The sequence below is a fragment of the Prevotella sp. E9-3 genome, assembly GCF_022024015.1.
Classification (GTDB): Bacteria; Bacteroidota; Bacteroidia; order Bacteroidales; family Bacteroidaceae; genus Prevotella.
The window spans coordinates 2,625,934-2,641,801 of the sequence record NZ_CP091786.1; the positions used below are offsets into that span (position 1 = coordinate 2,625,934).

General features: G+C 34.0%; 14 protein-coding genes. All 14 read right to left on the reverse strand.

Annotated elements, in window-relative coordinates; all coding sequences use genetic code 11:
- The gene (locus tag L6475_RS10240) at positions 1-855 is read right to left on the reverse strand and encodes a glycosyltransferase family 2 protein (RefSeq protein ID WP_237819660.1); all 855 of its coding nucleotides are present in this window, start codon (positions 853-855) and stop codon (positions 1-3) included.
- A complete protein-coding gene (locus tag L6475_RS10245; protein WP_237819661.1) occupies positions 852-1,496 on the reverse strand; it encodes a DapH/DapD/GlmU-related protein in 645 nt (214 codons plus the stop codon). Before L6475_RS10245 ends, L6475_RS10240 begins: the two co-directional genes overlap by 4 nt.
- Before the next feature lie 5 nt (positions 1,497-1,501).
- Positions 1,502-2,392: a CoA ester lyase gene (locus L6475_RS10250; protein ID WP_237819663.1), complete on the reverse strand. Its 891-nt coding sequence runs from the start codon at positions 2,390-2,392 to the stop codon at positions 1,502-1,504.
- A 10-nt stretch (positions 2,393-2,402) separates the two neighbouring features.
- On the reverse strand, positions 2,403-3,662 hold the full coding sequence (locus L6475_RS10255; protein ID WP_237819664.1) for a glycosyltransferase family 4 protein: 1,260 nt from the start codon (positions 3,660-3,662) through the stop codon (positions 2,403-2,405).
- Between the two features lie 3 nt (positions 3,663-3,665).
- Complete coding sequence (locus L6475_RS10260) at positions 3,666-4,853, reverse strand: hypothetical protein (protein ID WP_237819666.1); 1,188 nt, start codon at positions 4,851-4,853, stop codon at positions 3,666-3,668.
- Positions 4,854-4,950: 97 nt separating this feature from the next.
- Positions 4,951-5,877, reverse strand: coding sequence for a hypothetical protein (locus L6475_RS10265; RefSeq protein WP_237819668.1), 927 nt, complete (start codon positions 5,875-5,877; stop codon positions 4,951-4,953).
- Positions 5,874-6,986, reverse strand: coding sequence for a glycoside hydrolase family 99-like domain-containing protein (locus L6475_RS10270; RefSeq protein ID WP_237819670.1), 1,113 nt, complete (start codon positions 6,984-6,986; stop codon positions 5,874-5,876). Before L6475_RS10270 ends, L6475_RS10265 begins: the two co-directional genes overlap by 4 nt.
- Before the next feature lies 1 nt (position 6,987).
- Positions 6,988-8,109, reverse strand: coding sequence for a glycoside hydrolase family 99-like domain-containing protein (locus L6475_RS10275; protein WP_237819672.1), 1,122 nt, complete (start codon positions 8,107-8,109; stop codon positions 6,988-6,990).
- An 18-nt stretch (positions 8,110-8,127) separates the two neighbouring features.
- Entirely contained in the window at positions 8,128-9,357 is a 1,230-nt protein-coding gene (locus L6475_RS10280) for a glycosyltransferase (RefSeq protein ID WP_237819674.1), read from the reverse strand.
- On the reverse strand, positions 9,354-10,559 hold the full coding sequence (locus L6475_RS10285; RefSeq protein WP_237819676.1) for a polysaccharide pyruvyl transferase family protein: 1,206 nt from the start codon (positions 10,557-10,559) through the stop codon (positions 9,354-9,356). The genes L6475_RS10280 and L6475_RS10285 overlap by 4 nt, the downstream gene beginning before the upstream one ends.
- A gap of 8 nt (positions 10,560-10,567) precedes the next feature.
- On the reverse strand, positions 10,568-12,001 hold the full coding sequence (locus L6475_RS10290; protein WP_237819678.1) for a lipopolysaccharide biosynthesis protein: 1,434 nt from the start codon (positions 11,999-12,001) through the stop codon (positions 10,568-10,570).
- On the reverse strand, positions 12,001-13,047 hold the full coding sequence (locus tag L6475_RS10295) for an acyltransferase family protein (RefSeq protein ID WP_237819680.1): 1,047 nt from the start codon (positions 13,045-13,047) through the stop codon (positions 12,001-12,003). Before L6475_RS10295 ends, L6475_RS10290 begins: the two co-directional genes overlap by 1 nt.
- Before the next feature lie 19 nt (positions 13,048-13,066).
- Positions 13,067-13,969: an aldo/keto reductase gene (locus L6475_RS10300; protein WP_237819682.1), complete on the reverse strand. Its 903-nt coding sequence runs from the start codon at positions 13,967-13,969 to the stop codon at positions 13,067-13,069.
- A gap of 13 nt (positions 13,970-13,982) precedes the next feature.
- Positions 13,983-15,848 (reverse strand): Coenzyme F420 hydrogenase/dehydrogenase, beta subunit C-terminal domain, encoded by a 1,866-nt coding sequence (locus tag L6475_RS10305; RefSeq protein WP_237819684.1) that lies wholly within the window; start codon positions 15,846-15,848, stop codon positions 13,983-13,985.
- Positions 15,849-15,868: the final 20 nt, after the last annotated feature.

Here is a 15,868-nt window from a genome sequence, read left to right on the forward strand (position 1 = left end):
TTATTTAATTTCTAATTTCCCAAGTTTCACCCATATCATCGGGAACAAACAACGTAGGTGGATTGTAATATAAGCTATTATTGCAGAACGAAGTCCATAATGTCTCCTATTTAAATGAAAAGTTTCTTTAGGTGGCATTCCATTAGGCCGCCTTAAAGACTTTATACGAGTACTTAATGGGAGTCTTGGATCACACCACTTATCCGTGGTAGGATGGACATCACACCATCCTAGGACAATTCCGCATTGTACAAGCCTAATACCCGCTTTATGTGCTCTTAACCCATAATCAAAGTCACCTTTCGAATGAGTAAAATAATAATCTAAATTCCCAATTACCTTATATACTGAATCTGGAACCAGAACTATATTACCATTAAAGTGATGAACATCGCTGTCTTCTCCTTGACATAGGGGGATTGTGCCATCCTGTAGCCTACCACCGTATGTTAATACTTGATGTGTGGCAGTGTCTGTCGTTGCACCTACAATAATAGACCTATGACTATATTTTTCTGATGTATTTATTAAAGCAAGGAGGGCACCCTTTTCCAAGTTCGTATCATCATTCAGCCATAGGAAAAAAGAATAGTTTCCATCACTAGCCGCTTTATTCCATGCTTTCCACATTCCCCGGTTCCAATAAAGATTCCCATCTCCTTGAATTATACACACAGATTCCCTATACTGCTCTAAAACTGCCTGTGCAGTTCCATCTGTACAACCATCATCTGTTAGATAAACCCTTATAACATAACCATTGGGGAGTTCTTGCTTAAAAAGGTTCTCCAGACACTGTAAAGTTTGTTTCTTTCGATTATGGACTGTTATAAGAACAGCAATATGCTTCATCATAACTCTTTGTTTACACTGAGTTTCTTAATAAATTTTGCAGGATTTCCCGCCCATATCTCATTATCGGGAATATCTTTTGTAACTAAAGAGCCTGCTCCAATTATTGAATTATTGCCTATAGTAACACCTTTTAAAATCAAACATCTTGCGCCAATAAATACATTATCCTTGATTATAACCGGTTTTTTGATAGCATTTGCAGCATCAACACCATTTGCACTTTGAGTTCGTAATTTAGGATCCATAGAATGGTGGTCTGTGTCGTGGATTACACAACCGCTTCCAATCCTCACGTTATTACCGACGTGAATAACACCTTTGCATGCGAAAGAAGTTGCGGATATACCAACATTATCACCAATAATTAATTCACCGCCAGGCCAGACAACCAGCTTGCATGGATCGTTGCTACTAACACAATACTCTCTTCCACTTAATGCTCTAAAATTATTACCAATTTTAACTTTTGCACCTTTGAATATTGTAATTCTAGTATAACCAAAGAATTTGCATGAGCCATGTTCTACATTATAATAATCTAATTTTAAATTTGTGAATATACTCAACCACTTAATGTGCAGAATATGTAAAATAGACTCACCTTTAACTAGAGGATAAGCTAATATTTTTTTAAATTTCATATGGATTATTTTTTATCAATCAACTTCTGTTTTTCAATGACTAGCTCAGCTTGCTTTACAATAGGGGGCCCTATATACGTCCCGTCCATTATTGCCACACCGCTACCATTTTTCTCAGCTTCTTGGTATAAATGAAGTATTCGTTTGGCATCCGATACTTCCTTTTCAGATGGTGAATAATATTTGTGAACTAAAGGCAACTCAATTGGATTCAGAACCAACATACCTTCATATCCCAAATCTTTTCCTATGTTTAATTGTTTCTCTAAATCAACAAGATCATGTACGTCAAAAGGATGAATGGTATCTATTGGCACAACCCCACACGCTCTAGCACCAGCAGCGATCATAGCCCTAGCCATACTTATACTCCGTCCTTCCTTATCATGTCGTCCTCTTAGTTCAGTTACATAATCAAGATGACCAAATGCAATAGCCACTACTCTATTGGGGCAAGCGGTACATATATCAGTTATTTTTAGCAAGGCTCCTGGAGTTTCTATGAGAGGAATAATTTGGAATGTCCCTATAGGAAAGCCCTTCTCACACTCAAAAGTTTCCAGTAGTTTTCCGAAGAAATATATATCCTCGCCGCATGTAGCCTTTGGATACATAAAACCCTTCACACCATCTACAGTAAGAGCTGATATATCTTTCAGCATTTCTCCACTCATTCGTTCGTTTACCCTTGGAAAAAGAATCCTCCCGTTAAATTTCCCTGCATTGATATAACGAACAATATTATCTCGGGCTTTCACTTTATTCTCAGAAGGTTGACAAGAATCTTCCAAGTCTAATAACAACACATCAGCATCTGTGCCAATAGCTTTGTCTAGAAGATGTTCCCTATGTGCAGGAACAAACATTAAACTGCGAGTTAAATAATTGACATTCATATTCTTATACTTATTTATTCTTTAAAATCTCACTATAACAATTCATAATATCCATTAATATTTTATTCTTATCATGCCTTAATAACGCTGCTTTCGAAGCATTTTTCCCAATTATTGAGGTAAATTCTAAATCGGATTGCAACAATATTATTTTTGCAGCAACGGCATAAGGATCATTTACTGCAACTAACATACCATCTTGATTATCTTCTATAAGTGAGGGGATTCCACCCACATAGCTTGCTATAACGGGTAATCCCAACATTTGAGCCTCACAGAGTGAATTTGGACTGTTATCTGTATACGACGGGTGTATATATACGCTAGAATTCATCAATTCAGCCACCAACGATTGAGCATCCAAAACACCTAGATATCTAATATTCAAATCCTTACACTTGACCCCCAACTCCCTTTCAAACAATTTAACAACTTTAGCTTTATCATTCAAGCCAGCCACTACCCATTCAAAATCAAAAGAAGCATGTTTTTTTAGTAACATGGCAGATTTCATTATTACATCAAAACCTTTGTATAATGTATCACTAATAGTTGAAATTATTCGGCATTTGTGCTTTGACGGAATGACCCACCTCCCCGCATTTTCATAAAAAATTGGGCGCAACAACTCATCTACATGAAAATAAACAAGTTTCTCTGAGAACAAGGAAGACATCTCTTTATCCCAAACTGTTCTTCCCATTGCGTACTTTAGCAACTTGTATTGTTTTTCTTCTATAATGGCCTTCTTGCACATGGAATCATACAAATATCCAAACCCATTTTTAATGATAGTTTCAGATTTCGATAAAGGCCACATAAGAGTACGCCTATTTATTTGAGAAGGCCAAAACGAATTAGCGATAGGACCTACAACACCTTGGATATGAACTACAACCGGCACTTCAGTCTTTCCTATTATCTGTGACAAAACATTTTCCATGCCAAAGACATGAATGATATCAGGCTTAAAACTGTAGATAATCTGCTGTATTCTATCCAAATAATCTGGTTGAACATTGCGGGATGGATTATAGTAGTTTAGCCACTTTTGTATAGTATTTTTTGGTGGCTTGTATATAGGATAGTATAATACTCCATCCTCTTCTATGTCAAGTTCATTTTTTGAGGTCAAATATGTTAATGCCAACTTCACGTCAGGAACTTTCATAAAAAGTTCTTGCAAAGAATCAACCCATCCTCCGCCATTATATCTATTTACATTTTTCTTCAAAAGGCCTGGTCGCTTTGTTAGCCACAGAATTTTCATAATTCAAAATAATTTATTAGCACGATTTATACATAATTTCGGATATTTCACAAAAAGCAAGCTCCAGAAAGGAGGATAATTCAGAAAGAATTCTCCAATGAGCATTAAAATGACAACTATAGTAAAAACAACTTTTTCATAATCTGAATGAGTCGGCGCTCTCTTAAATAGTGAAAGTAAATATATAAAAATGATGGGAACACCAAAGATATTAATTGCTCCAGTTAAACCATTACCAGTTCCCCCCATGTATTCAGCCAAAATACCATATCTCTCCTTCATAAGGAAACCATTACCAGTTAATGGATTTTTTTTAATATTATCGATATCAATGATGGTTGCACCAAAACGAGACCACGAAACCTCTCCTTGGCCTAATTCTTGCGCCTCTACATATTGCATTTCTATTTTTTCACCTAAGAAATCAAATGTGTTATATGCAAATATTCCACCAGTAAACATCAATACAATTATTATTGTTCTCACCACAAGATTATTTATTTTTTTTAGGACTATCAAGAACAAAAAAGCCGCAAAAGTTAAATAACCAGTAGTGCTTATAGTACTTAACAATGCCCCCATTAATATTAAACACTCATGCCTATATGTCGCCCAGAACTGCTTAATTTGTCCAATATACAACAAAGGGACAAGCATAATGTATCCTTGAAACGCACCTGGCTCCCAAAACATCCCACAGTTTCGGTAAGTCCCCAAACTTGACATATCAGGATAATAATTAAATACAATTAAAGATCTGCTTCGCTCAAAATCTATACCTGGAATATTTCCATGAGTTAATAATACAAACAAGGACATTAATAAAGATATCAATGCTATCCATGTCATTGTTTTAAAAAAAGTATATCTAAACTTTTCACCGAAAACAGAAACGCCCAAATATGCGCAAATGAACTTTGCTAAAAAATTTATATCTGCAGGGATTGATTTTGTCTCAAGGAAAAAGAACTGAAAAACAAATAACAAAAAAAAGAAGAACAACCATTTATAGCAATCGGAAGAAAAAGCCATTTTCTTCTTACGAAAGAAAATATAAAATACAACAACAAGAATTATCGCATAATAATCCGTTGTTCCTATTAGAATTTTATTTCCTCCCATACATAGAAACAAGAACATTAAAAAGTATTCTTTTTTAGATATGGTTAGAAATGGATAAGATAATGTCATATTCATTTATTACGCAAATATAATAATTAAATTATCATTAATATCTCTCTTATTTTCGATTATCGAAAGGATACATTTTGCTCATAGATAGAAACGACTATATACTATTTGCCCAAGTCTCAACATGATACTTACTCAAAATATTAGATGAAACATTTTTCATATCTAAATTCAAGAATGCAAACACAGACTGCTCAGAAGTATCTTCATTCATAATTAAAATATTTCGTTCGTTATAAAAATCATATTGTTTTATATTCTCATTATTGGTAATGAGCTTCTTTTCCAGAAACATCGCTTCAATAGCCCTTTGAGTTAAACCGCTTTGATTATCCTGTGTTATATCACAAAGCACTTTCGTACTATAAATATGTTCCAAATACTGATTATATGGCAAGGGATCATTAAAACCTTTACCGACAATTATAAAATCACATAACCCAAATTTAGATAATACTCTTTGGAACATATCAATTTTTGCTTTACGCCCTTTTTCAGTACCACAAAAAAAGAAATCAGATGTTAGATCGTTTCCAACAACAGAATTTTTAAGTCGATAAAATTGGGGATAATAACCTATTTTATAATCAATGGAGTCTTGTATATCAAATGTTGAAATACGAAAACCTAAAGATTTGCAAAACTCCAAATATCTTTCACAAGGATCAAGCTTCTGATAATTATACCTTCCAACACTAATATTTGTTTTTGCGATAGGATTCCACAAATACAAGGATTTATTATTCACATGCTTACACAGGCGGCTGACCAAATTCAGCAAGTACGAATATTCTTCTATAACAATAAGTTTGTCTGTTGTCTTTATACTACGAAGTTTCCTAGTAACATCCCCAGGTAAGGGGTTTGTATAGATTTTATTGCAGAAATGATTATAAAAGAATATACCGCCCCTATCAACTACACTATAATTTATTCTTTGGGGATAAAATATAGGCGTTAATCCATCTATATCAGTAAATAGATATTCTGTAAGAGGGGTTTGAGGTGTAAATATATATATCATTTATTGGCCTCCTTAATAGCTTGCTTTGTTGCTTCCAAGTAACCGCGACCCCATTTTTGATCTGGCTCAAGATGATTACCTTCAGCCCATTCATTCCATGCATTAATAAACACTAAATTCTCTTCTTTTGAATAGGGTAAAAATTTATTTAGCACATGTAACAGCCATTTTTTATACAAATCTGGCGTGGAGCCTCTAAAAGCCATAAATGACTTATTCACTCTACGCGGTGCATTATCAAATCCAGGAGATACGCAAGGGTACCATTTGTAATCAGGATAATCTATCTCTGTCATTTTTTTTACATACTCTGCATAATCAAAGAAAAACGGCCATTTCATAACCCATTTTTTTACCAATGGGACGTGAATAAAGAAGCTTTTCAATTGTCTAAAAATATTGACCTGTTTTATAAATTTCGACATATTTACAGGCTGGAAATCAAAAGAAGCATCTAATCCTGTTGATAAGGCATCTAGCCCTATTGGGGAGGATCGACATTCTGCATTGATAAGATATAGTTCCATTCCATATTCTTCTTTTGCAATTTTTCTCCATGTATGTACTGTATGGCTAAAATCTGGAAATTGTTCAATTTTATATATTGCAAAGACGGGTTTTCCATCAATCCGAATATATCTTTTATCAGGAAAAACATTTTTACACAACCAGCGCATGTGTTCAATATCATCTTCATCACAGTAATTTTGTTTTATCAGGACATCTTTAAAACCGCCATCCCAATTTCTTGCCCAATTCTCATTAGCCCAGCAAAGCATAAAAGGGAAATCAGGTTCTCCAGACGATAAGATTTCATTAACAGGCCGTTCCATCAACTGATGACCATTAAACCAATAGTGATAATAACAAAAACCATATATGCCATATTCTCTCGCCAAATCAGCTTGCAACTTCCGAGCTTCTGGCAGTCTTAGGTCGTAAAAACCTGTATCAGAAGGAAGATGTGGCTGATAATGACCGGGATATCTTGGTTTTGCCTTTGTCACATTCGTCCATTCTGTAAACCCTTTACCCCACCATTCATCATTTTCTTTAAAAGGATGAAACTGTGGTAAATTTATTGCTATTATTCGATGAGTTGTATTCATATTATTCAATTGTTTGAAACTCCGATATAACTTTTCTGGTTTCATTCAAATAGGCTCTGCCCCATTTCTGATCAGGTTCCAGATGGTTACCTTCAGCCCATTCATTCCAGGCATTGATAAAAATAAGGTTTTCTTCCCTGCTATATGGTACAAAGGACTTTAATATATGCTTTAGCCATTGACCATATAATTCAGGGGTATTTTCGATTATTGCCCAAAATGGCTTATTAATTCTTCTTGGAGAATTATCCCATGATGGAGTTATACCAGGAAACTCCTTATACGGTTTAGGTTCTCTTGATATCTCAATATCAATGTATTCCTTATATCTTATTAAGTTTGTTTCTATTGGACTTTTTCGACCCAAAATATTCAGTATTTTTGTTCTGATACGATAGAAGAACCAATTAATGGGATTCAAACGGGCTTTAGGGAAGCCAGTGTGAAGTCGTGGTTGAAAATCAATTGCAGAATCAAAACCAGCCTCAATAAACTTTTCGCGATTTGGTTCTGGCCAATTAAGCATAAACGCCAAATATAGATCATAGCCATAGTCTTTTGCAACTGTTCTCCAAGTAAGAATCGTATCCTGTATATCAGGGAAAAGAGCGGGTCGATAAACAACAAAAACTGGCTTACCATCAACTTTAATATACCTTTTGTCTGGAAATACCTTTTCACACAACCATCGCATATGATTAATATCATCTTCCTTGCTATACTTCTGCTCAATAAGAACATTTTTAAATCCACCATCCCAATTTCTTGCCCAATTCTCATTAGCCCAGCAAAGCATAAAAGGGAAATCAGGTTCTCCAGACGATAAGATTTCATTAACAGGTCGTTCCATCAACTGATGACCATTAAACCAATAATGATAGTAACAGAAACCATATATCCCCGCATCTTTGGCCAAATCAGCTTGCATTTGTCTTGCTTCAGGAAGCCGTAGGTCATAAAATCCCGTATCAGCAGGAAGATGCGGCTCATAATGACCCTTAAAACGAGGTCTTGCCTTTGTCACATTCGTCCATTCTGTAAACCCTTTACCCCACCATTCATCATTTTCTTTAAAGGGGTGATATTGAGGAAGATTTATTGCAATTACTCTAAATTTGTCCATTTCTTTTTAAATTAGGATTTATAACAAAATCATATCTATCAACTTGTTAAGATCTTTATCCTGTCTTTCTTGCACCTTTAAATATTGTAATCTAGATTTTAAACAAAAACTATCATAATTTTTATCATTCAATTCCATCAATCCTTTAAATATATTGCTAATATAAAATGGAGAGAAATAAATTGGAGCATCACCAAGTACTTCTGGTATTGAAGTGGTGTTAGACGCAATTACCGGCTTTGAATAATGCATAGCTTCGATAGGAGGGTAACCAAAACCTTCAAAAAAAGATGGATATATTAAAGCATAGCAATGCTTATAAGCATGCAACAAATCTGAATCATTCAAATAGTCAACTCCTATTACATTTGAATTATTATCCCCCTTATGATTTAATGCAAGGAGATATATATTTGGACAATAATGACTATATCTTCTAAAAGCATCTATTGTTTTCTGTGGATTTTTTGTATCGCGATTTGCACTTACAAAAAGGAAATACTTCTGATTACTTTGAATCAGTTTTTTTAATACAGAATTTTCAATTTCTTTCTTCTCTTTGGAATAAAGCCTCTCTGGGCTGTATAATACTTCTACTTTTTCAGATGGAATATCATAGTTGTACATAAGCGAATACTTTGTACTTTCCGACACTGTAATAATCGTACTTTTAGGATTATTTTTGACAAGCGAAATAATATTTACAAAATCTCCAACCTCTTTCTTGTGTATCGGATAATTTATATTTTTATAAAACCACAAACCAAATTTATATGCATATCGTTTAAATTTCAATTTTTCAACGATACTATTTTTAGATTTCTTTGCAGAATCGAAATTAGATTGTAATAAATGCATATAACCATAAATGTGATTTGAAGTTAGTTCTTGGTATAGCAAGTCATGAACCACACATATAACTTCACATTTGATATCCATCAAGGTTTCATAAGACTGCAAATACTGGGCACAAGCAATGAAGAACTTATCAATTTTAAAACTACTAACTATCTCGGATATTCTATTATCTGAAACATCCAAAAATGAAACATTATACAATTTTGTCAAGCATTCCTCTTGCATATCTGAATATGCAATACCTTTTTGGGAGTCATATAACACATACACATTTCTCTCGTGAAGATTCTTTTGTGTTATATGACTAATCATCTCAAAAAAAACTCTCCTATGATATTCACCTGCACCTGTTTTAAGGGACAGTGTAATAAAATCAAACAATATATTCATGATTTCAAAGAATTAATAATAAACTGAAGAGATTTATTTCTCAACTTACAGAGCCTTTCATCTACATCATCCCAATCTATTTCCATAAGAATATATTCTTCAACATTTTGTTCTCCCTTCCATATTAAATTCTCTAATCCAACAAGTTTAATAAGATTAAGAGGTCGTTCATTACTAGCCCCATAAGCCCCCTTCAATGGGGTGTATATAAAACGCTTATGATGGAGTATACAAAACACTATACCATGAAAAGAAGCAGTTATAACCAGTTTGGCTTGAATAATTAAAGAAAGCCATCTGCCGATAGTTGCATATTCGTAATTAACATCATTAAATATTTCTCTACATGGAAAATAACCACTACCTGGGGTCACAACTATATCAATATTCTTCTCTTTCGCAAAACTTTTTAAACCACACCAAGGCAAATTACTAGTCGAACTATAATTCAAACTATAAATAAAAAAGAATGATTTATCATATTCTTTTTCTGTAATATCATTAATCAACTCTTCGTAGCTTGATTTACTTAGCAACAATGTCGGGTCAAGAACTAAATTTGCATCAAAACCTACATTTTTACATATTTCAATGCCTGAAGGTTCTCTTACGGAAATCGCATCAAATAGAGATAAGAACCAACGTAGTTTACCCATCAATCTATCAGGATAAAAATTATGCCCTATACTTGGAGCATAAGAAATTCTCTTAACTTTTTTATCCCCAAATTGTAAAAAGAATGCTGCCAATTCATCTTCTGTCAAGTCATAATTCCAAACTTGATCACTACCTGTTATGTATGCATCAGCATCAGGAGGATTCTTTCTTAGATCATCAAGTGTATAATATTCACAAGACGATGAAACAATTTTTTCGGATCTAAATCTCTCAAAACATCTCATTGGATTTTTGAATTCAATAATCCTTCTGTCACTATCCCGTTGAATGTCATTCGCTTTACGTCTTCTCCTTTCTGATATTTCAGGAACAACCAACAAGATTTTAACAAGGCGTTTTATAAAACCAGACAACTTTTTTTTATATGACCTTCTCTTTTTGACTATAGGAAATTCCGCTCTCCTAAAACGTATAAGAAAAGGGGTATGTCCCATGTTTATAAGGCACCGTTGTAATGCCCAGCATTGTAACAATTGCCCATAATTATCATTTGACTGCCAATATGTGATTATACCTATTTTCATTATATATTTTATTTCTTTCTACTTAGCATATATTTTACATCTTCAATCTCCTTGAATTTTAATATATATGCTACAATAATGTAAAATGAGAAACCAACTATTCCACCGATGACAAGCTGCAAAATCATATTATCAATCATTCTTATAAGTGCTAAGACAACAAAAAACATGACAGCAGACAAAATGTATGAGGCTGCGACATCTTTGGTCTGACGCCAAAAACCAACGCCCAACAATTTATTTGTATAATATGTATTAAAAAGCATTCCAACAAACGTACCTAATATCTGATAATAACAGAAGGCTACTATACCGAAATTCAGAGCGAAACACATCAACATAAAGTTTGTTGTTCTCTTAGCAACTTCCATTTTCAAATAAAGGTCAGTACGCCCTTGTACCTGCAGTGCGCTTCTATTTAATGACTGTAAAGGCCACCACATAATTGCAAAACAAATAATTTGCAACAAATATATGCACGCTTCCCACTTCTCAGTTATAAGCGAAATAATTAAAGGGCGTGCCAAAGCACAAAGAAGAAAAAAAACAGGAAAAGATATAAAACAAGTCATCTTCATCATTCTACGATAAGTTTGTGCAAGATGCTGCGGATCTGACTGTAATCTACTTAGTACAGGGAAAGTTACTCCCTGTATAATTCCTGTTATCTGCGCAGAAGGCAATTTTGCATAACCTTCAGCCCTATTAAATACGCCCAAAGTTTCTGGCGTATAGAATTTACCTATAAAAATAGGCGCAACATTAATATATAAAATCTCCAAAACGTTTGCCCCCATAAGTTTATTACCATAATTCCAGAGATAACTAAAGGAATTCTTACAAAACTTCTCTCTTGGAATCCACTTTACAGCAAACCACGTCTGTACAAGCCCCATGAGACTAGACGTAAGATTTGCTATAATAAGAGACCAAAGGCCCAAACCAGAATATGCAGAAGAAATACCTACAATTGCACCAAATATATGATTCACTATTGCTATTCGCGCTGGGGTTTTGAAATCAAGTTTTCTCTGAAGTATAATTACTTGAGGTGTTCGTAAAGGGCCCCACAAAAAAGCAAGAGCTGTTATGCGAATAAGCGATGTCAATACCGGAGTATCATAAAAAACGGCAATCCAAGGAGCAGCTAAAAACATTATTAGATACATGACCGCACCAACTCCTAAGCTGTAATAAAACGACGTTGACAAATCTTTCTCCGTTACCTCCTGCTTTCTCACTAACGCCTGAGCAAAACCACTATCAATAAAAACGCCAGCAATGGACATAAATACCGCGGGCAATGCTGTGATACCATAGTCTGTTGGTGAAAGTAATCGAGCCATCACCACACCTACTGCGAAATTCATAATATGAACTGCAGCTTGATTTAGGAATGTCCAATACATTCCTATTTTCGTTTTATATTTTAAATTATCCATTATCTTCTATAACCTGTTAACAAAGGAAAATACCTATCACATATTTTCGCTACCACATAACAGCATGATAAAATAAAAGAGGAAATAAATAAAGCTACCCATACACTATTTGTTTCTATATATTCTTTCAAGATTATATAAAATATTTTATGAAATCCCAGAACTATTATAGTTCCATTTGATATTCCCAGAATTACTTTACTCTTATAATTAACGAACAAGGAAGATAATATCATTACAAATATTGTTCCTGATATCCCGCTCATAATAAATAATAATGGATAGTGGCCAAAATACATTGTATTAATTGACAAACCGCGAGAGCTATTAAAGTCTATATTTATATTAGTGCAAAAAAGAAGGACAAGGAAACTTACCCCCCCCAGAATGCAAAGGATAATTTTATTACTATGTTTATACTCTTCAATTCTCAAGAAAAAATTCTTAAAATAAAAACCAATATAAAAAAATAGAAATCCAACCATCGTCGAATCAAACCTAAACGGTAATAAATTGTCCATTAATAAAAATAAAAACGATAAAAACAAGCAAAACTTGGCGAATTTATGGTGCATATATAAATAAGACATTAGAATCTTTATTATTGCCAACGAATAGCAAAACCACATTGCACCAGAAAAAGCAATCGATGTATTACGAAAATCCCCGCCACTCATTATACCGAGTAGATAACTTCTAAAAAAAGAGAACGTAATTCTTTCTTCATGGCCGTAACAAAAACTCAAGAAAACGCCTATAACCAAACATATTAGGCAGATAAAAATATAGGGAAGGACAAGCTGACGACTGACTTTATTTAATGTTTCCTTGAAGTTCGAGTATTTATATAGAATTCCTGAAACCACATAGAATAAAGGCATATGAAATAGAGTAATAATATGCTCACTATTCCACAATACATTATTTTCAAAGGGAATTCCCATATAATATACATAGTGTCCAAAAACAACAAGTAAAATCCCTATGACTTTTGAATAATCTAAAAAATTGGGACGTTTCTTAATTTTTAAATCTGATTCACTCAAATTCATTAAATCTCAATATTTACAGGATTGAAAAATCACAGTTGTCAGGATCATATCTCAAACGACTATTTATATTAAAACCGTCAATTTGCTTCATTTCATCCATACTTAACTCGAAATCAAAAATATTCAAGTTTTCTCGCTGATTATTTTTATTAAAGGATTTTATTATCGGAATCAATCCATTCTGGATATGCCATCTTAATATCACTTGAACCTTATTCTTTTTATGGTTCGCAGCAATCTCATTTAGTTTTGGAAGTCTTATTAATCGATCATCAAATCTGGCAATAGGTGTATAAGCTTGTACCTGTATATCATTTGCCTTACAAAAAGACACCAAAGATTTTTGCGAAAATAGTGGGTGTACTTCAAATTGATCAATCTCCGGCATTACTCCAGTTGCATCAAATAAACATTCTATATGGTGCTGATGACAATTCGCAACTCCAATCACTCGGATATAGCCTTCTTCCTTTAATTTTATCAGCTCCTTCCAAGTATTTACATAATAATCTTTTACAGGCCAATGGAATTGATACAAATCAAGATAATCTGTATCGAGTTTCTTTAACGTACTAAAGAAGTTATCACGAATATTTCCTTTTACCTGTGCTCGATTATCAACTCTAGACGTTATAAAAAGATCCTCTCTACTAACACCAGCTTTTTCCCATGCCTTTTTTATTTGAGGAAAATTATTATATGTATCAGAGCTGTCAATAAGAGTATAACCTAAAGATATTGCATGACTAACACCATCAATATAATGCTTAGTATAAGTCTTTCTACCAAAATAATCACAAAGGCCATTTATACATGGAAATCTATTATTGGTAGACGGAAAACGAAAGCCACCAGGTCCATATCCAAGGCAAGGTATTTTTACCCCCCCCACTAATTCAATTTTAGGTATTATCATATTTAAAAATGTATTAGTACCACTCTATGTTCTCTTTTACTACTTTTGCTGGTGTCCCTGCTACAAGGCTATGCGGAGGTACATCTTTTGTAACTGTTGCATTTGCTGCAACAACACTTCCCTCTCCTATAGTAACGCCATTCAAAATAGTACATCCCGTACAGAGCCAAACATGATTTTCTATCGTAACATCCGCTTGATTTTTGTATCCAGAATCAAGAATTACATGAATGCCGTTCCAGTCTCTGATAGAGACATTTCTACCTATTCGCACACCATTACCTATAGTCATCTTTCCTGCACACATAATAGTTAAACCAACATTCGCTGCACCATCCCCGATAGTCAACGTTCCACCGTTAACTATTTCAATATATGCACCATAGCGAAGGTTGTACCAATGAGATTGATATCTAGTCAAAGGACCATCTTTTATCACTAATTTTGTGTTTGCCTCCATCCTCAGCCCAGAAGGAATATGCATTCCCTTTATCATTTCATATCCATAAGTTAATTTATTACATATAGTGATTGAAGCTGTAGGGTCAATATCAAAAGATGAACTCTTGGTTGGATATATCAGATGACGCTTGCGCCAATCTGATTGAGTATTTTTTCTAAAATTTATAAAGAAGAACTTCTTATAAAGACTGATATTCCATCCATAGAGTGATCTTATTTCCTTTGCAAATCTCCAATATGGGCGTATTGTGCGTAGAATTCTGGCAGCAATTCCTTTTAATCCATTATAACTTGGCGCCGTTGGCGACGGTTGGGGGAAATATTTATCGGCAATATTTTCAAATGGTTCATTATCCAAATCCTCAAAAAAGGATTTACGATCTATGGTTTCTTTGGGTATTGGTTTTATCAATGCAGGGTTCCCCCAAAAAATCGAGTCTAAAAGAGTTTCCCTAACTATCATTTTGGAAGATGCCTCATTAAAATAACTCTCACCTTTTTTTGAGTTGAGAAGTATCATTGAGGTACCCACATTATTATCCATGTTTTTATCTACTTTCTCAATTCCCCAATAATCGGCTATTGTAATATCGGCTATACGGGGAAATTGCTTGAATTTACATGAATAACACGAAGGTCGACAAAAAACATTGGTGTGATAACCTCTTCGGAAATCATCATCCATATAAACGCCATAGTAAGACTCACCATTAGCAAATGTCACCTTGCGCGTTAGATTACGCCATCCCAATTCTTTATTTTTAGCTTTTACATATACTACTTTACTATTATACTTTCGTTCAAGGGAGTCAAGATATGCCCTATATACTTTAGGTGAATTAACACCTCGACAGATAAAATCAACAATGATTAGGTTCTCATACTCTTTCCCTAAAAATGCTCTAAGCCCAGCCATTTGACAAGGAGTTCCACATGCTAAGACTCTATTTCCATTACGCAAAATTTTCTTAATTTCAGCATAAAGACCTGCTGCATTACTTTGAACGTATTTTGAACTTCTTAATTTTTCAAGATCGTCAGGATTGTTACTTATATAATTGCGAACTGAAAAATCATCATTAAATAATGCGCCACTAACATATCCCCCTTTTTCATACATTGTATCAGCTAGTGCAGAAAAAGCCCCCCCAGATGTACTATCCCATCTGATTTTCATATCACTATTATAAGCTGCGAATACATGACTCGGATAGTCATAATCGTTCTTTTTCAATGAGTCAATATTAATAATGGGGCATACTTTCTCACAAAGTCCACACTCAACACATAAGGACTTATCTACTTCAGGATACCAAAACCCTTCTTGATCGATTTTAAAAGATATAGCTTTATGTGGGCAGATATCTCCACAGGCATTACATCCGCAACAATTATCTTTATTAACAATATCTATCATAGAGTCTATATCAAGATTAT